Origin of the sequence: Micromonospora pallida, from assembly GCF_900090325.1 — a bacterium.
Lineage (GTDB): Bacteria > Actinomycetota > Actinomycetes > Mycobacteriales > Micromonosporaceae > Micromonospora > Micromonospora pallida.
Genome location: NZ_FMHW01000002.1, coordinates 3,879,867 through 3,898,965, shown reverse-complemented (window position 1 = coordinate 3,898,965; position 19,099 = coordinate 3,879,867). Strand labels below are relative to the sequence as shown.

15 protein-coding genes and 1 pseudogene are annotated in these 19,099 nt (G+C 70.8%); 9 read left to right on the top strand and 7 right to left on the bottom strand.

What is annotated here, in order from left to right; translation table 11 throughout:
* Nucleotides 1-114: 114 nt before the first annotated feature.
* A pseudogene (locus GA0074692_RS15745) lies at nucleotides 115-788 on the top strand (cytidylate kinase family protein).
* 171 nt (nucleotides 789-959) lie between these two features.
* Here GA0074692_RS15745 and GA0074692_RS33995 read toward each other — a convergent pair.
* The 3 genes from GA0074692_RS33995 to GA0074692_RS15735 all read right to left on the bottom strand — a co-directional run bounded on the left by GA0074692_RS33995 (nucleotide 960) and on the right by GA0074692_RS15735 (nucleotide 2,754).
* Entirely contained in the window at nucleotides 960-1,490 is a 531-nt protein-coding gene (locus tag GA0074692_RS33995) for a hypothetical protein (RefSeq protein ID WP_141725298.1), read from the bottom strand.
* A 326-nt stretch (nucleotides 1,491-1,816) separates the two neighbouring features.
* Entirely contained in the window at nucleotides 1,817-2,128 is a 312-nt protein-coding gene (locus GA0074692_RS15740; RefSeq protein ID WP_176738465.1) for a hypothetical protein, read from the bottom strand.
* A 23-nt stretch (nucleotides 2,129-2,151) separates the two neighbouring features.
* Entirely contained in the window at nucleotides 2,152-2,754 is a 603-nt protein-coding gene (locus tag GA0074692_RS15735; RefSeq protein WP_091645337.1) for a hypothetical protein, read from the bottom strand.
* Between the two features lie 629 nt (nucleotides 2,755-3,383).
* Between GA0074692_RS15735 and GA0074692_RS34775 the strand changes: the two genes are divergently transcribed.
* Both GA0074692_RS34775 and GA0074692_RS15725 read left to right on the top strand, forming a co-directional pair.
* On the top strand, nucleotides 3,384-3,887 hold the full coding sequence (locus tag GA0074692_RS34775) for a hypothetical protein (protein ID WP_176738229.1): 504 nt from the start codon (nucleotides 3,384-3,386) through the stop codon (nucleotides 3,885-3,887).
* A gap of 412 nt (nucleotides 3,888-4,299) precedes the next feature.
* Nucleotides 4,300-4,800 carry a hypothetical protein gene (locus GA0074692_RS15725; protein WP_141725297.1) on the top strand — a complete coding sequence of 167 codons (501 nt, stop codon included), beginning with the start codon at nucleotides 4,300-4,302 and terminating at the stop codon, nucleotides 4,798-4,800.
* A gap of 155 nt (nucleotides 4,801-4,955) precedes the next feature.
* Here GA0074692_RS15725 and GA0074692_RS15720 read toward each other — a convergent pair whose 3' ends face one another.
* A complete protein-coding gene (locus GA0074692_RS15720) occupies nucleotides 4,956-5,864 on the bottom strand; it encodes a hypothetical protein (protein ID WP_141725296.1) in 909 nt (302 codons plus the stop codon).
* A gap of 175 nt (nucleotides 5,865-6,039) precedes the next feature.
* On the opposite strand from GA0074692_RS15720, the gene GA0074692_RS34770 reads away from it, so the two are divergent.
* Nucleotides 6,040-6,201 carry a hypothetical protein gene (locus GA0074692_RS34770; RefSeq protein ID WP_176738464.1) on the top strand — a complete coding sequence of 54 codons (162 nt, stop codon included), beginning with the start codon at nucleotides 6,040-6,042 and terminating at the stop codon, nucleotides 6,199-6,201.
* Nucleotides 6,202-6,701: 500 nt separating this feature from the next.
* Here the strand turns inward: GA0074692_RS34770 and GA0074692_RS15715 are convergent, their stop codons facing one another.
* Entirely contained in the window at nucleotides 6,702-6,929 is a 228-nt protein-coding gene (locus GA0074692_RS15715; protein WP_091645326.1) for a winged helix-turn-helix domain-containing protein, read from the bottom strand.
* Between the two features lie 196 nt (nucleotides 6,930-7,125).
* Here GA0074692_RS15715 and GA0074692_RS15710 point away from each other — a divergent pair, with 196 nt between their 5' ends.
* Nucleotides 7,126-8,505, top strand: coding sequence for a helix-turn-helix domain-containing protein (locus tag GA0074692_RS15710; protein ID WP_091645323.1), 1,380 nt, complete (start codon nucleotides 7,126-7,128; stop codon nucleotides 8,503-8,505).
* Between the two features lie 31 nt (nucleotides 8,506-8,536).
* On the opposite strand, the gene glgA is transcribed toward GA0074692_RS15710, so the two are convergent.
* Nucleotides 8,537-9,739 (bottom strand): glycogen synthase, encoded by a 1,203-nt coding sequence (gene glgA, locus GA0074692_RS15705; RefSeq protein WP_091645321.1) that lies wholly within the window; start codon nucleotides 9,737-9,739, stop codon nucleotides 8,537-8,539.
* Nucleotides 9,740-9,845: 106 nt separating this feature from the next.
* Here glgA and glgC point away from each other — a divergent pair, with 106 nt between their 5' ends.
* The 3 genes from glgC (at nucleotide 9,846) to wecB (ending at nucleotide 13,972) form a co-directional block, all read left to right on the top strand.
* Nucleotides 9,846-11,078 (top strand): glucose-1-phosphate adenylyltransferase, encoded by a 1,233-nt coding sequence (gene glgC / locus GA0074692_RS15700; RefSeq protein ID WP_091645318.1) that lies wholly within the window; start codon nucleotides 9,846-9,848, stop codon nucleotides 11,076-11,078.
* 60 nt (nucleotides 11,079-11,138) lie between these two features.
* Nucleotides 11,139-12,782 (top strand): phosphoglucomutase (alpha-D-glucose-1,6-bisphosphate-dependent), encoded by a 1,644-nt coding sequence (gene pgm, locus GA0074692_RS15695; RefSeq protein ID WP_091645316.1) that lies wholly within the window; start codon nucleotides 11,139-11,141, stop codon nucleotides 12,780-12,782.
* Nucleotides 12,783-12,847: 65 nt separating this feature from the next.
* Nucleotides 12,848-13,972: a non-hydrolyzing UDP-N-acetylglucosamine 2-epimerase gene (gene wecB / locus GA0074692_RS15690; RefSeq protein ID WP_091645313.1), complete on the top strand. Its 1,125-nt coding sequence runs from the start codon at nucleotides 12,848-12,850 to the stop codon at nucleotides 13,970-13,972.
* Between the two features lie 351 nt (nucleotides 13,973-14,323).
* On the opposite strand, the gene GA0074692_RS15685 is transcribed toward wecB, so the two are convergent.
* Nucleotides 14,324-17,434 carry a M14 family metallopeptidase gene (locus GA0074692_RS15685; protein WP_091645310.1) on the bottom strand — a complete coding sequence of 1,037 codons (3,111 nt, stop codon included), beginning with the start codon at nucleotides 17,432-17,434 and terminating at the stop codon, nucleotides 14,324-14,326.
* 210 nt (nucleotides 17,435-17,644) lie between these two features.
* Between GA0074692_RS15685 and GA0074692_RS15680 the strand changes: the two genes are divergently transcribed.
* Nucleotides 17,645-19,072, top strand: coding sequence for an O-antigen ligase family protein (locus GA0074692_RS15680; protein ID WP_176738463.1), 1,428 nt, complete (start codon nucleotides 17,645-17,647; stop codon nucleotides 19,070-19,072).
* Nucleotides 19,073-19,099: the final 27 nt, after the last annotated feature.

The window sequence follows — 19,099 nt, the reverse complement described above, 5'->3', positions numbered from 1 at the left end:
GCCACTTCCGCATGCGGCAATCTCGCTCACTCGGGCATTGGCAGGCGCGAAAGGGCTGGCGCGCATAAGGTCGGCCCGACACGGCGACCTTTGCGAGACCAGGACGGGCAGGACATGGACCAAGGCACCCGCGACGAGATGCTCGGCCGCCTGGCTGAGGCAGTCGGGTCCGTCGCAGTCGTACACCCGACGCGGGTTGCCATCGACGGACCGCCCGCCGCCGGCAAGACCACCCTCGCCGACGAGTTGGCCGTCGTCTTGCGCGAACAGGGCCGCGATGTCATCCGCGCGACGATCGACGATTTCCTCTTCCCCGGGCACAGCGCTACCCGCGCGGCGAGTACTCGGCCGAAGGCTGCTACTTCGACACCCACGACTACGACGCCCTGAACCGGGTTCTGCTCGATCCGCTCGGCCCGGACGGAGATCGACACTGCCAACACGCGGTCTACGACCGCACCGCGGACACCGCACTGTCCCCGCCGGTCACGACTGCCCCCGCCGACGCCGTGCTGCTCTTCGACGGCGTCTTCCTCATGCGCCCGGAACTGATCGACCGGTGGGACCTGCGCATCTTCGTGTCTACCGCGCTCGAGAAGACCGTCGATCGTGCCGTGATCCGAGAGCGCCGAATGTCATCCCGGACCGACGTCGAACGGCGCTGGCACGAGCGTTACATCCCCGCCCAACAGCTCTACTTCGCCACGGTCCGCCCGACCCATCATGCCAACATCATCGTGCACAACGACGAGCCCCAGCAGCCGGTCTGGGCGACCCAAACACACTGACCGCACTCAATCCGGCGCGACCGGACGCTGACTCGATAGCCCTCTGTGACGCTGAGTGACGCGCGGTCGGCGGCAGAAGAGTGCGTTCCCGGCGAACCGGGTTCAGGCGTGAACGGCCGGGATCCTCCCGTCACGAAGCGCAACGGGAGGCTCTGCAGGTGGTGTGTTCGCTCAGATGAGCCGAGCAGCGGCGGTGGCGCGTACCTCGGGAGTTTCCATCGGGTCGTCGCGGAGATAGCTCAGCTGTTTGCGGGTCGAATCGTCGAGTGGGACGTGTTCGGCCGCGAACTGTCGTACGTCGCTCTCGCAGTCCCACAAGCCCTCGGTGAGCAGCGAATCCGTGTTACCTGGGTCGAGTGCTGTAACGGCGCGCAGGTACGCGGCCCGCTCGAAGGTGTGCGGGCTGAACCAGGCGCGGCGGAGCCGGGGTGCCGCCGTCTGCGCGGCCGGTCCGCCAATACGGGCGATGCCCTCGGCGAGGCCGCGTCGAGTGCGTGCCGGACGGCCGCCGCCGCCAACACGCGAGCAGCGAGTGCTTGCTGGGGGCCAGGAGGCGCTCAGGGTAGGCGGGTGTCGGGCCTGCGTGACGAGGGCGAGGTGGATGTGGTGGCAGAGCTGAGGTCGCCGGGATGTGGCGCGCCCGTGCACCTCCCGCGAGGCGTGCTGCCGGGCAGGTGCAGGCTGGTTGACCCGTAGCGACATCGGGCCGGCGTGGCATACATCCAGCACGCGAGCCGAATCTTGGACAGTTACCGTTCAGCGAGGACGGTAACTGTCCAAGATCTCGCGGCGGCGCGGTCGGTCCGGACGGCCGGTACAAACTGGACGGTGACCCGGGGCCAGTTCTGGCACGTCATCGGCACCTGCCGGTTCGAGGTGGGAGAGTTGGCTCCGTACCTGACGCAGCTGCGCCGGCTCTCGGTGGACGCCCCGTTCTGATAGCTGGCGGGGCCGCAGTTGTGTCGGGCGCGGTGAGTCGGCCGGTGGCCCCGGCGGAGCGGATTTACGCCCTTGGTGTGGCCGGCGGTTCACCGCGGGCTGGGCGGCGATGGGCAGGTGCTCCCGGCGTAGGCGAAGAGGGAATCGGTCGCACTTGCCCGGATCGATCTGTGCCGGAGCATCGAGTCGGTGTCGACGATCGGGGCCGAGGCCAGTGGGTCCGGGTGCACCGGGCAGGCGTCGATGCGGTCGAGCAGCCACACCCGCTGCCCGCTCGGACCGACGCCGAGGCTGAAGGACAGACTCAGGGAGGTGGTGCCGATGTACCGCGGCACCGGCACCTCCTCCGGTTTCCGGGTCAGACAGGACGGGGTCGTCTCGACCACCCGGACGTCGATCACCGTGACGCCACCCGGCGCGCCGCTCACACGGACCGTCGAGCGTTGCGGGCGCACCTCGATGTGCTGCGGGTTGTCCCAGAAGCCCGCCGATGCCCCGGAGACATCCGGGGCGGGCGTGGGCGGGCCGGTCGGCAGCACCGCCCGGCAGGACCGGACGGCCCGGTTCGCCGAGCAGAGGGCAGCGGCGTGGTTCTCGTCGCGGTGCAGCGCGCTGAGGTACGGCCCGACATCCCCCCGGGAACCTGGGCGCCGAGCAGGACGAACAGCCGGTCCAGGTAGGCGTCGACCAACGCCGGGCCCGGACGCACCTCGTCGGCCGGTATCGAGAGCAGGTGCCGCAGCCTCACCGGGCAACGGCTGGCGAACGCCGGCGTGTTGATCACCATGGCCGCGGCGGAGATCGGGTCGTTGTACGCCCGTTCGAACAGGGCCCGCTCGTCCTGACGCCGCTGGTGCTCCAGCGAGTCGCTCCGCCGCTCGATGTACCAGGTGGCCGTCGAGGCCAGGACGAGGAGGGCTGCGGTGAGCATGGCGGCGACCGGGCGGGCAGGCCGGCCGGCCCGCCGGCCGCTGCGGGGACCGGGCGGGGCGTCTCCGGCGTCGGCGGTGCGGCCTGCGTCATCCATACCCCGGTACCCCCTTGCCACTGCGCCCAGAGTAGGCGGGCATCGACACGACCGGTCACGCCCAGCAGCATCGAGGCCGGGACGACCAGGAGAAGTTCGGCCTGTGACCCGGTGCGGAATCGCAGCGGGGCCCAGGCATGACAGCGCCGTGGAGTCGATAAAGGTGACCGCGATCATGTCGATGACCAGGCGGGCGGTACCGGGCCGGCGGGTCGTCGGCCAAGACTCGGCGCAGGTCGCCGCTGACAGCCAGGTCGAGTTCTCCGGACACCGTGACGGCGCAGACGTCCCCCGACCAACACACTTCGTGTATCCAGGGAAACAGCTGCCCCACGAAGGCCACCTCCAGGCTTGGTCTCCGTGCATCCAATGGACAGGGTCGTTCGTTTTACAGTCCCGGACCAGGACGAGCTCAGCGGTCCGGCCGGCCCGTCTCAACGAGCGCTTTGAGTCGCGGCAACGTCTTCTCGATACCTTCGGCGTCCCGCCGGCCCCAACCGGATCCCGCGACACGAACACCTCCGCGCGCTGATCGCGGCAGATGAGTGCGTCCGGTCCTCGACAGGGTAGGCACGTTTGAAAGCCCACATGGGATTCGACGTAGGTAAAGCAATCTCGCGCTCGCCTCGGTGGAGTACGCCGAGGCGAACGCGGGAAGGAACATTTTGGAGGGCCTCTGGTGGAACCAGGCGCGACTGCCGGCAGTCCAACCTGACATGCGCGCGGTCGTCTCCCTCAGCTCTGTTCTGTTGGGCCTGTTCGTCGGCGCTTTCGTGCTGCGTTCCGGCTGGGAGCTGCCGGTACGAACCTCCTGCTCCGGCGACGTGTGCACGTCGCAGTCGTGGGTCGATGTCGACTGGGACCGCGTCAACTGGGAACTGAAGCCGACCAGGATTGCCTGCTTCGAGGCCAACCCGGCCAACCACGATGTCCTAATCGGGCCCGGCGACGAATGCGTACGGTCCCGCGGCGACGTCATCGAACACCAGACCACCTACGAAGAACTACGTGATGAGATCCAGCAACGACGCACCCGGGCACTTGCGTTCGCCGGTGCCGCGATCGCGCTGCCACCGGTCCTCGTCGAGGTGTGGTGGCGGGTTCGCCGCAGGCCGGCACCGACGGCACACTGACTCCACGCTCCCCACCCTGATCGCGGCATGAGCGCGCAGCGATACCCGTACGCGTGGCGGGCAAACGGTTGCGGCGTTGGCGAGGACTCGACGGGCGGCACTGCTGGTCCGGCTACGGCGTCACCGCCACGCTCGGCGACGAGCCGGACCAGCGTGCGGAATTGAGCCGGATGCAGCCCAGTAAATGGGAAGATCCACTCCGGGCGGGCTGCCGTGATCACCTGCACCCAGGCATCCTGCCCGACGCCCCAACAGACAGACGCCGGGTTACGAAACGTCCCTTACGTTGGGCTGAGCCCGGTCGATCGCAGCCGACTGCGATACTGCAGGGGTGACAGCTGCAGACCACGAGGACACCCGTCCGTCTGTGCCTCCGAGCCAACCTCCCCGGGCCGAGGGCTCGTCGCAGCCGGTGCCCGCGCAGCCCGCCCCGCCGCCTTACTTCACGACACCCTCCGCGCCGGGCGGGGCCGCGATGGCGGCATCGCCCAACGGGCTGTCCTCGCCGCTGCCGTACATCATGGCCGGTGCCGGATTCCTCGCGATGATGGTGGCGATGTTCGCGCCGTTGGCCTCGAACGGTGATCCGGTCTCTGCGCTGCGGACCACGGACCTTCCTTTCCTGACCCCGATTCTGGGCCTGGTGGCGCTGGTAGTGGCGACTGCGGTGCTGTGCGGTGATCCGCGGCTTCTCCGCTTCGGCCGAGCGGCCGCCCCGCTGCTGGGATTGCTGCTGTCGGCCGCCGTCGGCGGCGAAATCGTTCAATGGGGAGCCAAGGCGGCCAATCCCGAGTTGGGTTTGGCCTATATGGTGGCCTCCGGTACCTACTTCCTGATCGGCGGCATCCTGCTGCTGTCGTTGTCCGTGCTGTCCATGCGGCCCGCCGGTCACGCCAGTCCTTTCGCGGGGTAAGGCGCATTCCGCGGCAATTAAGGCTCATTCCAGATGGTTGTTTTTGGTGAGTCGGCGGTAGCAGAGTAGGGCGTAGCCAACCACGAGGCGGGGAACGGGCGTGGACGCGCTGTGGCGCAATCGATGAGCCACAGCGGGTCCACCCGTCGCGTACGCTAGGCCGCGACGTAGCCGTTGAACACGTGGACGCCGTCGTAAGCGCCGGTTGAGTTCGCCCGGTTGGTGTTGAAGTACAGCTTGCCGTCGCTGATTCCCACGCCTTCGATCTCGAACTTGGACGAGTATGCCGAGGACGTGATGCGGAAGGAGAGGTCGGTGGCCGCCGGCGCGGTCCCGGTCGTGGTCGGCGACACGTTCCGGTAGACGAGCACGATGCTGCGGTTGTCCTTGGTCAGCGGGTAGTAGAGAACCTTCTTGGGCGCGTCGTAGAAGAACCCCTGGTTGACGAAGGTCCCCAGGTCCGGCACGGTGGCACCGTTGACGAGAGCGCCCTCGACCTGCAGGGTGAACGCTTTTGTCAGATCGATGGTCCCGGAGGTGGCGCGCAGCGGGAGACTGCCGTTGTAGATCGTCCTGCCGCTCTTGAACATGAACGTGATCGCGCTACTGCTGACCGAGACCCGATTGATTCCGGACGGCGTTGCCACGGCCCCGTTGAGACGCACCTGGTACGACCCGGCGTGGTAGTAGGTGCTGCCGTCGTAGCGGAGCCGTACGAGCTGCGCGCCGCTCGATTTCATGGTGACGACGAACATGTGGTGCTGTCCATCGATGTCGACGATCGTCATGTCGTTCGCGTGCCCGAGCCAGGTGTTGGTCGACGTGTTGTTCGTGCCGTTCGTCATCACCACTCGCGCGCCGGTGTCCTTGTGGACACGGTAGATGACGGAGACGTCGTCGTAGTTGGTGCGCGTCTTGATCGAGTAGAGGTAGGTGGCTCCGGCGGCGAAGCCCTGTACCCCGGTGCAGCATCCTGTGTCGGGTGTGCTGGCAATGTCGCTGTACGTGTTGTAGTAGGCAGCCTGGGCCGGCTGCCCAGACAGGACCAGGAAACTGAAAACCATCGCGACCGAAACCATCAGTCGCCTACCGAACCGCATGTTGTCCTCCCCGGACTTCCGACGACCTGAGGCCGGGTGCCTCAGAGATCGCCAAGTGCAGGGTCATTTTGAGGCATCGACGGTCTTGAGATCGACATCAATCAGGTTGTGCCTGGTGGGCAAGGGTGGCGTGGGCAGCGTGGCCGAGGTCACCGGCTGCGGCGTGGGCCAGGACTCCGGCCTGGCGGGCATCGTCGACATCGGTCGCGGCGTCGAGAGGCAGCGCGGTCTTCAACGTCAGGGCATCGGTCTGCACCTGTCCGGCGACCTGCCCTCAAGCTGCTGCTTGACGAAACCCTAGGGACACCCCCGTGCGCGGGGAGCAGGGTCGAGGTGTGCGGCCGGGGCTGCCCTACCCCGGATCACCCCCGCGTGCGCGGGGAGCAGTCCGGCAACACCGGCTTCCTGCCCTCCTACGCGGTCCTCCCCACGCACGTGGGGGTGCTTCGATGTCCTCCAGGCTGGTGTGGCCCACCGCCTCGGCTTCCCCACGCACGCGGGGTGCTCCCGGCGCGACCAGACCATCCGACGGGCGCGGCGCGTCTTCCCCACGCACGTGGCGGTGCTCCGCGCATCTGCACGGCCTCTTCCATCGACTCGGCGTCCTCTCCACGCACGTGGGGGTGCTCCGGCGAACGCCCCCACGCGGTGAGGTGCAGATCGCGTTCCCCACGCATGTGGGGGTGCTTTCCCGCTGGTCTGGGTCGGCGGGCTGTTCGCGGTGTCCTTCCCGCGCACGTGGGGTGCACCGGCGGCAACCGGCTGTCGCCGTGGAGTTTTGACGTAGTGGGTCCTGGCCTTTTAGGTAGGCGGGTTCGCCGCCACGAATGAGCCCTTGCCCTGGTGCACCTCGATCCAGCCCCGCTCGTCGAGGAGCCGTAGGGCCAGCCTGATCGGCGTTGGGCTGGCGCTGTACTGCTCGCACAGCTCGGTGATGGACGGCAGCTTGTCTCCAGGCTGTAGCGCGCCAGTCCGTATCGAGGCGATCACATCGCCTATGACCTGCTCGTACAGGGGTTGTCTCGGCATGGCAGGGCCACCTCTCGTCAGCCCCCTGAGGATGCCACCCGATACGACATGCTGTGCATGCTGTGCTGACTGTGTACTCACTGCACTTTAAGTTGCGAGTGAGGTCCTCTCGTCAGCAACGGAGCGCCTCCATACCGGGCGGGGTGGCTCCCCGTGTCACCCCGCCCCCTGCCCTACGAACTCTGAGGAGGCGCAGATGCGTGAACGTCCGCATGACGGGCCGTTGCCGGCGGCGGAGCCCGTTCCCGGGGCCCGGCCGCCGCAACCGGACGGCGATCGGGTGCCCGGTCCGGCCCGCCCGGCCCGCGCGCCGCTAACCCGGCAGCAGTACGCCTACGGCCTGATCGTCGCGCTGCTCGTACTGGTCCTGCTCGTGGTCGGGGATCGTCCGGTGAGCGGGACGGGCCGGCGGGTGAACGACCTGCCGGTGGGCCGCCGGGTCGCCCAGTGGCGGGTACGGCGCAACATGACCCAGCAGCAGTTCGCCGACCGCCTCGGCAAGTCGAAGAGTTGGGTGGACAAGGTCGAACGCGGGGTGCGTCGGCTGGAACGGGTGTCCAGTCTGCGGGAGGTCGCCGCCACGCTCCGGATCGATCTGGGGGTGCTGCTGGCCGATCAGCCCGACCGACCGGACCCCGCCGCCGCAGGCGTGGAGGGGGTACGCACCGCCCTGGCGCGGTACCACGTCGAGGCCCCGCCCGAGCCGGTCGACGTCGCGGCGTTGCGGGTCCGGCTGGGCCACGCGGAGCAGAGCTACCGCCACGCCCGCTACCCGCAACTGCTCGCCCTGCTGCCGGGATTGCTCGACGCCGTCCGCGCGGCGCGGGCCGTCCGCTCCGACCGGGCGACCGCCGCGCTGCTGGTCCCCGTGTACGGACTCACCGCCCTGGCGCTGGTCAAGGTCGACCAGGGGGAGTTGGCCTGGCTGGCCGCCGACCGGGGGATGGCGGTCGCCCTGGCCACCGGCGATCCGCAGGTCGCCGCCGTCGCCACGGTGTCACTGGCGCAGGCCCTGCGGCACACCGACCGGCGACGCTCTGCGATGGAGGCGGCCGTCGTCGCCGTACACCGTCTGAAGTCGGCGCGGTCCGGTGCCCGGGTCGATCCGTCCCTGGTCGGGACGCTGCTGATTCAGGCCGCCCTCGCCGCTGCCGGCCGAGGGCTGGACCGTGACGTGCGGCAGTTGCTCGACCAGGCCGCAGAGGCCGCTCGGGACGTCGGGGCCGGTGACGGCGGGTTCGGCCGGGCGGCGGTCGAGGCCGCGCGGGTGGTGGCCGAGACGACCCTCGGGGAGGTCACCGCGGCGACGGTACGACACGAGCGGCTGACGGCCGGCGACGAGTGGTGGTGGCTGCCGACCGAGCACCGGGCCGCATACCTCCTCGACGCGGCCCGCGCGTACGTGCTGGCCGGCGACATGTTCCGGGCGGGCCGGACGCTGCTGGACGCGGAACGTACCGCCCGGGGCGAGGTGCACGACCGCCCGGCGGTACGCGGCCTGGTCGCCGTCGTGGCGCGGTCCGCCGACGCTCCGGCCGACCTGGCCCGCCTCGCCGCGACCCTCCACATCACCTGAACCGCGTACTCCACATCAGCCGAGTCCTGCCCTAGGACAGCAGCGAGCGGTACACCTCGACCGTGCGTTCGGCGATGGCGTCCCAGGAGAAGTGCTCGACCGCCCGGCGGCGGCCGGCGCGGCCGAACGTCTCCACCCGCTCCGGATCGGCGAGCAGCGTGTTGACCGCCGCCGCCAGGTCGGCCACGAATCGTTCCGGGTCCAGCGGGGTGCCGCTGCCGTCGGTCGCCTGCTCGATCGGGACGAGCAGCCCGGTCTCGCCGTCCGCGACCACCTCGGGGATGCCACCGGTGGCGGTCGCCACCACCGCCGTCTCGCAGGCCATCGCCTCCAGGTTGACGATGCCCATCGGCTCGTACACGGACGGGCAGACGAAGACGGTGGCGTGGGTGAGCACCTGGATCACCTCGTGCTTCGGCAGCATCTCGGCCACCCAGACCACCCCGGACCGCTTCGCCCGCAGCTCGTCGACCAGCCCCTCCACCTCGGCGGCGATTTCTCGCGTGTCCGGCGCGCCGGCCAGCAGCACCAACTGTGCCTCCGCCGGCAGTTCCCGGGCCGCCCGGAGCAGGTACGGCAGACCCTTCTGCCGGGTGATCCGCCCGACGTAGACAACGCTGGGGCGGGACGGGTCGACGCCGAGCCGGGTCAGCACCTCGGTGCCGTGGTCCGGGGCGTACTGCGTGGTGTCGATGCCGTTGTGCACCACCCGGACCTTCGCCGGGTCGACCGACGGGTACGCGGCCAGCACGTCCCGCATCATGCCGGCGCTCACCGCGACCACCGCGTCGGCGGCCTCGATCGCCGTCCGCTCACACCAGGAGGAGAGCGCGTAGCCGCCGCCGAGCTGTTCGGCCTTCCACGGGCGCAGCGGCTCCAGGCTGTGCACGGTGACCACGTGCGGCACCCCGTGCAGCAGCTTCGCGGTGTGCCCGGCGAGGTTGGCGTACCAGGTGTGGCTGTGCACCACGTCGGTGCCGGCGCATCCGGCGGCCATCGCCAGGTCGACGCCCATGGTGCGCAGCGCCGCGTTCGCGCCGGCCAGCTCGGCCGGTTCGGGGTACGCGGTGACGCCCGACTCGGTACGCGGCGCGCCGAAGCAGTGCACCCGGACGTCGGCGAGTCGGCGCAGCTCCCGGGCGAGGTACTCGACGTGCACGCCGGCTCCGCCGTACACCTCCGGCGGGTACTCCCGGGTGAGCAGGTCGACGCGGAGCGGCGCGGAGTCGGTCATGCCCCGCAATCTAGTGCACGTCGCGCCACGCCACCTGGTGTGGAACCAGCCGTGAAGTGTGCCCGTACGAGTGGTGAAGTCGCACGCGGGTGGTTAGCGTCTGGGCATGGCTGAGAAGGTGCTCGCGATCGTCCTGGCCGGTGGGGAGGGCAAGCGCCTGATGCCGCTCACCACCGACCGGGCCAAGCCCGCCGTGCCGTTCGGTGGGATGTACCGGATGGTGGATTTCGTCCTGTCCAACCTGGCGAACGCCGGATACCTCAAGATCGTCGTGCTGACCCAGTACAAGTCCCACTCGCTGGACCGGCACATCACCAAGACCTGGCGGATGTCGACCCTGCTCGGCAACTACGTCACCCCGGTCCCGGCCCAGCAGCGGCGCGGCCCGTGGTGGTTCGCCGGCTCGGCCGACGCGATCTACCAGAGCTTCAACCTGATCTACGACGAGAAGCCGGACTACGTGCTCGTCTTCGGCGCGGACCACATCTACCGGATGGACCCCCGGCAGATGGTGGAGGAGCACATCGCCTCCGGTGCCGCCGTCACCGTCGCCGGAATCCGGCAGCCGCTGTCGATGGCCGACCAGTTCGGCGTGATCGAGGTGGGCGAGGACGGTCGGCGGATCCGGGCGTTCCGGGAGAAGCCCACCGACGCGGTCGGGCTGCCCGACGCCCCCGACCAGATCTACGCCTCCATGGGCAACTACGTCTTCACCACGAAGGCGCTGGTCGAGGCGTTGGAGACTGACGCGGAGGACAAGACCAGCAAGCACGACATGGGCGGCAGCATCATCCCGATGCTGGTCGAGCGGGGCGAGGCGAACGTCTACGACTTCCGTGACAACGAGGTGCCCGGCAGCACCGAGCGGGACTTCGGCTACTGGCGGGACGTGGGGACGCTCGACTCGTTCTACGACGCGCACATGGATCTGATCAACGTCCACCCGGTCTTCAACCTCTACAACTTCGAGTGGCCGATCTACAGCGGGCAACAGACCTACCCGCCGGCCAAGTTCGTGCACCAGTGGGGCGAGCGGGTCGGCCGGGCGGTCGCCTCGATGGTCTCGCCGGGTGCGGTGATCTCCGGGTCGCTGGTGGAGAACTCGGTCGTCTCCCCGAAGGTCAAGGTCCACTCCTGGTCGCACGTCGACGGCGCGGTGCTGATGGAGGGTGTCGAGATCGGCCGACACGCGGTGGTCCGCCGGGCCATCCTGGACAAGAACGTGTACGTCCCCGAGGGCGCCGAGATCGGCGTCGACCTCGAGAAGGACCGACAGCGCTACACCGTCTCGGACAACGGCATCGTGGTGATCGGCAAGGGTCAACGCGTCGAGGTCTGAGACTGTCGTCATCGTCCGCCGGATCCGCCCGGCGGTCCGCCCGTGGAGGAGGTTGCAGAAGTGGTCCACGCCCGTGCCGGTCAACCCGCCCAGCCCGCCGACCTGGTCGACGTGCCCCGGCTGGTCACCGCCTACTACGCCGAGCACCCGGATCCGACGGACCCGGCGCAGCAGGTCTCCTTCGGCACGTCGGGGCACCGCGGGTCGAGCCTGCGCAACGCCTTCAACGAGGACCACATCCTTGCCGTCACCCAGGCGCTCTGCGACTACCGGCGGGTGAACGGCGTCGACGGGCCGCTCTTCCTCGCCCGGGACACCCACGCGCTCTCCGCCCCGGCGGCGGTGAGCGCCCTGGAGGTGCTCGCCGCCAACGACGTGACGGTGCTGGTCGACAGCCGGGACGGCTACACCCCCACCCCGGCGCTGTCGCACGCCGTACTCACCCACAACCGGGGCCGCACCGCCGGCCTCGCCGACGGCATCGTCATCACCCCGTCGCACAACCCGCCCGACGACGGCGGGTTCAAGTACAACCCCACCAACGGCGGTCCGGCCGACACCGACGCCACCCGCTGGATCCAGGACCGCGCGAACGCGATCCTCGCCGCCGGGCTCGCCGAGGTGAAACGCATCCCGTACGCGCGGGCCCGCGCCGCCGACACCACCGGCACGTACGACTTCGTCGCAAACTACGTCGACGACCTGCCGGCCGCGCTCGACATCGCCGCGATCCGGGACGCCGGGGTACGCATCGGCGCGGACCCGCTCGGCGGGGCGAGCGTGGCGTACTGGGGCGAGATCGCCGAGCGGCACAAGCTCGACCTGACCGTGGTGAACCCGACCGTCGACCCGACCTGGCGGTTCATGACGCTGGACGGCGACGGGAAGATCCGGATGGACTGCTCCTCGCCGAACGCGATGGCCTCGCTGATCGCCGCCCGCGCCGACTACCAGGTCTCCACCGGCAACGACGCGGACGCCGACCGGCACGGCATCGTCACCCCCGACGGTGGCCTGCTCAACCCCAACCACTATCTCGCGGTGGCGATCGCCCACCTGTTCCGTACCCGTACCGGCTGGGGCCCGGCCGCGGCGGTCGGCAAGACCCTGGTCTCCTCCTCGATGATCGACCGGGTCGCGGCCGACCTGGGTCGCCCGCTGCTGGAGGTGCCGGTCGGCTTCAAGTGGTTCGTGCCGGGACTGCTCGACGGCACGGTCGGCTTCGGCGGCGAGGAGAGCGCGGGCGCGTCGTTCCTGCGTCGGGACGGCAGCACCTGGACCACCGACAAGGACGGCATCCTGCTCTGCCTGCTGGCCGCCGAGATCATCGCCACCACCGGCCGGACACCGAGCCAGCACTACGCGGACCTGACCGAGCGGTTCGGCGCGCCCGCGTACGCCCGGATCGACGCCCCGGCCAGCCGGGAGGAGAAGGCCGTGCTTGGCAAGCTCTCCCCGGAGCAGGTCACCGCGACCGAATTGGCCGGTGAGCCGATCACCGCGACGCTCACCGCCGCCCCGGGCAACGGCGCGTCGATCGGTGGGCTGAAGGTGACCACCGCCTCGGGCTGGTTCGCCGCCCGCCCCTCCGGCACCGAGGACGTCTACAAGATCTATGCCGAGTCGTTCCAGGGTCCGGAACACCTGACCCGGATCCAGGAGGAGGCGCGGGACCTGGTCTCGACGGTGCTCGCCCAGAGCTGACCCGCGTCACCGCCTGCGCGTCCCCTCGTTGGCCCCACCGTGGCGGCGACGAGGGGAGCACGACCGTGACCAGGGTTATGACCGTGGTCGGCACCCGGCCAGAGATCATCCGGCTGGCCCGGGTGATGGACCGACTGGACCGGACGGTGGACCACGTCCTGGTGCACACCGGGCAGAACTGGGACCACTCGCTCTCCGAGGTGTTCTTCACCGAGTTGCGGCTGCGTCGCCCCGACCGTTTCCTCGACGTCGACACGTCCTCGCTGGGGCGCACCCTCGGCGGCGTGCTGGTCGGCATGGAACAGGCGATCGCCGAACTACGTCCGGACGCCCTGCTGGTGCTCGGCGACACGAACAGCTGCATCGCCGCGCTGATGGCCCGCCGGATGCGGGTGCCGGTCTACCACATGGAGGCGGGCAACCGCTGCTTCGACCTGAACGTGCCGGAGGAGACCAACCGCCGCCTCGTCGACCACGTCGCCGACTTCAACCTGGTCTACACCGAGCACGCCCGACGCAACCTGCTCGCCGAGGGACTGCACCCGCGCCGGATCCTGCACACCGGGTCGCCGATGCGGGAGGTGCTGGACCATCACCGTCCGGACATCGACGGCTCGGCCATCCTCGACCAGCTCGGCCTGACCCTGGGCGGGTACTTCCTGGTCAGCGCGCACCGGGAGGAGAACGTCGATGCGCCCGCCCGGCTCGGCCGGCTGCTGGACTGCCTGCGGGCGGTCCGGGCCGAGTGGGGCCTGCCGGTGCTCGTCTCCACCCATCCGCGTACCCGGAAGCGGCTGGAGGCGCTCGCCCCGGACGACAGCACCCTGGACGGCATCACGTTCCACGAGCCGTTCGGCCTCTTCGACTACGTACGCCTCCAACTCGGGGCCAGCTGCACCCTCTCCGACAGCGGGACGATCAGCGAGGAGGCGGCGATCCTCGGGTTCCCGGCGGTGACCCTGCGGGAGTCGATCGAACGCCCGGAGGCGCTGGACGCCGGAGGGATCATCATGACCGGGCTGGACCCGGCCGGCGTGGTCGAGGCGGTCCGGGTGACGGTCGACCAGGTCGCGGCGGACGGGGTGCCCTGCCCCGCCGACTACCGGGTGCCGGACACCTCCCGCCGCGTGGTCGACTTCATCCTCTCCACGGTCCGCCGGCACCACGACTGGGCCGGCGTCCGCCGCTGACCCGCTTTCTACCCGGACCCCGGGCCACCCCGAGCTGTTCTGCCCGTCCGGCCCGGTCCCGCCCCGTCCGGCCTCGCCCTGCCCGTCCGGCCTCGCCGGATAGGCGGCCCGATGATCGACTCCGATTGCGGCATCTTGGGGTGTCGGAGGGACCAGGACACCCCAAGATGCCGCATATCGTGTCGATCATCGGGCCGGGAAGGGCCCGGGCGGGACCGGGGGCCCCGCCGCCCGCGGCCCCGCCGCCCCGGTGGGGCCGCCGCCCCGGTGGGGCCGGGTGGCGGCCGGGCGGGGGCGAGCTGGGTGGGGCGGCGGGGCTGGGCCGGCCAAGCAGGGGCGGGCCAAGCAGGGTCAGGGGCGGGGGCGGCCGAGGAGGTGGGTCAGCGACCGGGCGACGAGGTCGTCCCGGGCGGCCGGGGCCAGTCCCTCCAGTCCGAACCCGAGGTAGACGGTGTCGGCGGTGACCAGCACCGCGCCCTCCTCGAAGGCCCGCTGGCTGCGGGACCAGTCGTTCGAGCCGGGCAGCGAGCCGGGCGGGGGACCGGCCACCGTCCAGCCGCCCAGGTCGGGCGTCTCGAACGAGGTCTCCGCCACGGTGGCCCCGTCCACGACGACCCGGGCGTCGTCCACGAAGACGCCGAGCCCCTGGGTGCCCCAGTCCGAGACGTACGAGATCGACACCTCGACCCGCTTGCCGGCGTACGCCGTCAGGTCGACGGAGAACTCCTGCCAGCCGTTGGAGGCGCCGGTGGCGGCGTGCCACTGTCCAGTGCTGCCGGTCGGCGAGCAGTCCGCGCCCTGGTAGTGCAGGAGGAACGGGTGCAGTTCGGTGGCCAGGCCACTCTCGCAACTGTCCCCGGTGTCGGTGCTGGTGTGGCCGTTGCGGTCCGGCAGGGTGGTCCAGTCGTCGGTACCCACCTCGTGCGCCTCGACGATCATGAAGTCCCAGTTCGGCTCGATGTCGTACGAGGCGAAGAAGCGCAGCTCACCGCTGGTGGCCGAGGTCAGGTCCACGGTCCGGGTGAGCCGCTTGTACGCCTCGTCGGCCCGCCCGCTGTACCCGTACCACTCGCCGGTGCGCGGGTCGAACGGCGCGCCGCCGGGACGTACCCAGTCCACCGCCGTCACCGTGCCGAACTGCGGGAACTGGTCCGGCGGCAGGAAGCTCGACGTGCTGAGCAGGGACGCCGTGTGGTCCTGGTTGCCGGCCGAGCCGGGGGCGTTGAGGGTGCCCTGGAACCCGGCGAACGCGCCTTCGGAGCCCCGCACCGGGTACGGGGTGCCGTCCACGCTGCCGCCGTCGCTGACGTAGTTGTACGCGCCCAGCCAGTACTGGAGGAAGTCGTTCGACAGCGGCAGGCAGGTGGTGTCGTCCGGGTCGGTGCACTCGGCGGGCGCGGTCGGCTGGTACACGTACGCTCCGTCGTTGGCCTGCGCGTACAGCGCGAACTTGCCACCGACCAGCACCTTGCCGCCCTCGTTGAGGTAGTCCCGGACAGCCAGTTCGGTCTCCGCCGCCGCCCGGGCCGCCGTGCCCGGCACCTGGCCGGGGGCGCGGGGGATGACGTCGTCGCCGGTCTCCCAGACCACCGCCCGGTAGTGCGACAGCACGCCCAGGTGGTGGGGGGCCTTCCGGCCCATCGTGTCGAGGTCGTACACGTCGCTGCTGCGTCCGGCGGCGGTCAGGGACGCGACCACCTCGTCGGCGTACTTAGCGCCGGTGCCGTCCTGTTCCGGGCTGAGGCCGGTGACGTCCTCGGCGGCCAGGACGAGCACCTCGCCGCCGATGTCGGTGTGCACGCGGTAGGTGAAGTGCTCGCTGGCGACCGGGCCCCGGCCACGCTTGTTGCCGGTGAACCAGACCTCGACCCGGTCGCCCGGCCGGGCACCGGTGACCGTGCCGCGTAGCTCGGCGTAGTAGTCGTCGTGGGTGTCGCCGTACCGTTCGCCGCCGCGCCACTCGCGGACCGCGACGGTCTTCGGTCGGCCGCCGTTGACCGTGTAGTGCATCCGCACGTTGGTGAGGGCCCGCCGGGTGATCGCGGCGACCTGCTGGGTGCGGCCGTACGAGGTGTCGAAGGCGTCGACCACGAAGTCCGGGGTGCTCCGGCCGACCACCGAGACCGGGTCGTCCGGGTCGTGGGTGGACTGTGCCACCGCGAGGGCGAACGGCAGGTTCTTCGTCACCTCGGCGGCGATCAGCTTCTCGTCGTCGGGGAAGACGAAGCTGCTCACGCAGTCCTCGGGACGCCACTGGTCGTCCGGGTCGGACTCGGCGACCGTCTGGCAGGTGGACATCTCCGGGGTGAAGCCGAGCGCACCGTGTCGGGCGACGACGTGGGCGTCGGTGTCACCGTTCGCGACGTACAGCTCGGCGGAGAGGTCCGGGTCGTAGCCGGGCACGGCCGGGTGGCTGTCGTCGCCGACCATCGCCTGGTAGATCACGTCGTCCGGGGTGGGCGTGGCGACCTGCCAGCCGAGGCCGTAGAGGAGCAGCTCGGCCGCCGAGTGGTAGTTGACGAAGAACTCGAAGCCGACCCGGCGGAAGAGCCGGTCCAGGGCCTGGGTCTCCGGCTCCGAGTTGGGGCCGGGGCCCCGGTAGGTGTCGCTGGCCGGGTCCGGCGAGGAGCCCTCGTTGTCGTACCCCCACTGGTGGGCGAAGTTGCGGTTCAGGTCGACGCCGTCGACAGCGGTGATCCTCCCGTCGCCGTCGTTGTCGCGCAGGTTCTTGCGCCACAGCCGGTTGCCGGGGGTGAAGGTGTGGTCGTACCCGTCGGGGTTGGCCACCGGCAGGAACCACAGCTCGGTGGTGTCCACCAGCCGGGTGATCTCCCGGTCGCGGCCGTAGTTGTCCAGGACGTGGTGCATCAGCCGCCGGGTCATCTCCGGGGTGATCCACTCCCGGGCGTGCTGGCTGCTCAGGTAGAGCACCGCCGGTCGCCGCCCGTCCGGCACGCTGCGCGCGTTCTTGGTGACCTTCAGGGCGAGGATCGGCTTGCCCTGGTGGGTACGGCCGATGCTCTCGACCTTGGTCAGCTTCGGGTGCCGGGCGGCGGTGGCGGTGATCTCGTCCCGGATGCCGCCGGGCGCGGAGTACGGGCGGAACGCCGTCCAGCCGTCGGCGGCCTGGTCGCGCAGCGTTCGGGAGGCGTCCTGGCCGTCGACCTGCTTGACGCGGAGCGGGACGCCCTGCCGGGCCAGCCGGTCGGCCTGCCGCCGGGTGAGCACCGTCTCCACGGTGGTGGTGCCGGCAGGGCCGGTGCCCCGCTGGTCGTGGCCGAGGTCGACGCCGGCCACGCGGAGCTGTTCGAGCTGCTCCGGGTTGACCGTGCCGACGTACACCTCGAGGCCGTCGCCGCGACCGCCCGGGTCGGACGGTGGCCGCGCGCTCGCCGGAGCGGTCAGCGCCAGCGCGGCGACCAGGGCGAACACGCCGGTGACCGCCAGCCTCGTGCGCCTCATCGCGCTCCCTTCGGGGTCGGGACCTCTAGCGGCGAGCCTTCCCGAAGCGCTTGACGCATGTCAATGACTCGATCGGGCCGTGCTGTCGTGACCGCCCCGGCCAGGCCATCGGTCCCGTACCCGATTGGTGCCTTTTGTCGTTGTGGGGACGTGCGTGCCGGGGCCCGAGCGACGGGCGGCCACGGCGGACGCGACAGGAGGCGGGGCCCGATGAGCGTGAGGCACGGTGGTCCGCCGCCGTTCGTGACCGACCCGGCCGGCAGCCGGGTGCCGGCGGCGCGAGCGGCCGCCGAGGCGACGGACCAGGTCGGCAGGGACGCCGAAGCGCCGTCCGACCTGCGGGTCGGGATACGCGACGTCGCGTTGGTGCTGCCCCTCGTCGCCTTCCCCGCCGCCACCGCGCTGGACGCCTCGCGGGTGCTGACCGACCTGGTGGCGCCCGTGGCCGGCGGGATCGGCGCGCTGGAACACCTGCTCCTCTACCTCGACCTTGCCGCCGTCGCGGTGCTGATCGTGGTGACCTGGGCCGCCCGGGGCTTCCGGGCCCCGGCGGGCGCGCTGCCGTTCCTCGTGCTGTTCCTGTCGTTCCTGCCCGGGTTCGCCATGACCTCCATCGGCGGTTACCAGTCCGGCAAGGCGTTGCAGATGGTGACCACGACCCCGGCGTTCGTCGTCGCCACGCTGCTCGTGGTCGACCGGCCGGCGCGGCGGGTGGCGCTGCTCTGGGCCAGCGCGGGGACCGGGGTGCTCGTCGCGCTCCTGGCGATGGTTCGCCCCGACCCGGCCGCCCAGGCGTTCGACACGGTCGTCCTGGCCGGCACCGTCTCGATCACCACGGCCCGGCTCATCGGGTACGGCGTGGTGGGCCTGCTCTGTCTGGGTGTCCTGGTGCGCCGGCTGCGGCTGGTGGCGCTGCTCGGGGCGGTGGCGCTCGCCGTGCCGCTGCTGATGACGGGTTCCCGGGGGCCGCTCGTCGCGTTGGCCCTCGCCGGCCTGGTCCTGGCCGTCACCGTCGGCGGCGCGCGCCGCTGGCAGCTGCTGCCGCCGCTGGCCGGGCTGGGCGGCATCATCGCCCTGACCGTCGCGACGGCCCTGCCGGAGGGGTTGACGTCGCGTTTCTCGGTGCTCTGGGGTGGGCCGCTGGACGCCTCCGCCGAGGTTCGGGTGATGCTCTCCGGGCTGGCCGCCGAGGTCTTCCTGGAGCGTCCGCTCGGAGTGGGCTGGGGCGGCTTCGGTGCGGTGGTGCCGGGCGGCTCGCTGATCGTCCTGCCCGGTCTCGAGGACGCCATCTACCCGCACAACCTGCCGCTCGAGGTGGCGGTGGAGGGCGGACTCGTCGCGCTGGCCGGACTGGTGCTGCTGGCCGTGGCCGTCGTCCGGGTGCTGTGGGCGCACCGGACCGACCCCTCCGTGGTCGCCGCCGCCACCCTACTGACCTTCGCCTTCGTCAACTCGTTGTTCAGCGCGGACCTCAACGGCAACTACCTGGTGTGGGTGTTCGCCGCCGCCGTGCTGGCCGCCCGGGGGCGGGCTCCGCGTCGTAGCGACCCGGTGACGTCGCGGGCGGTCGACAAGGCGTCCGCCCGGCCGGCGTGGACCGGGGTGCCGGTGTCACCCCCGGAGTCCGGGACCCGATGAGACGGCCCGCCGTACCGAGTCGGGGGC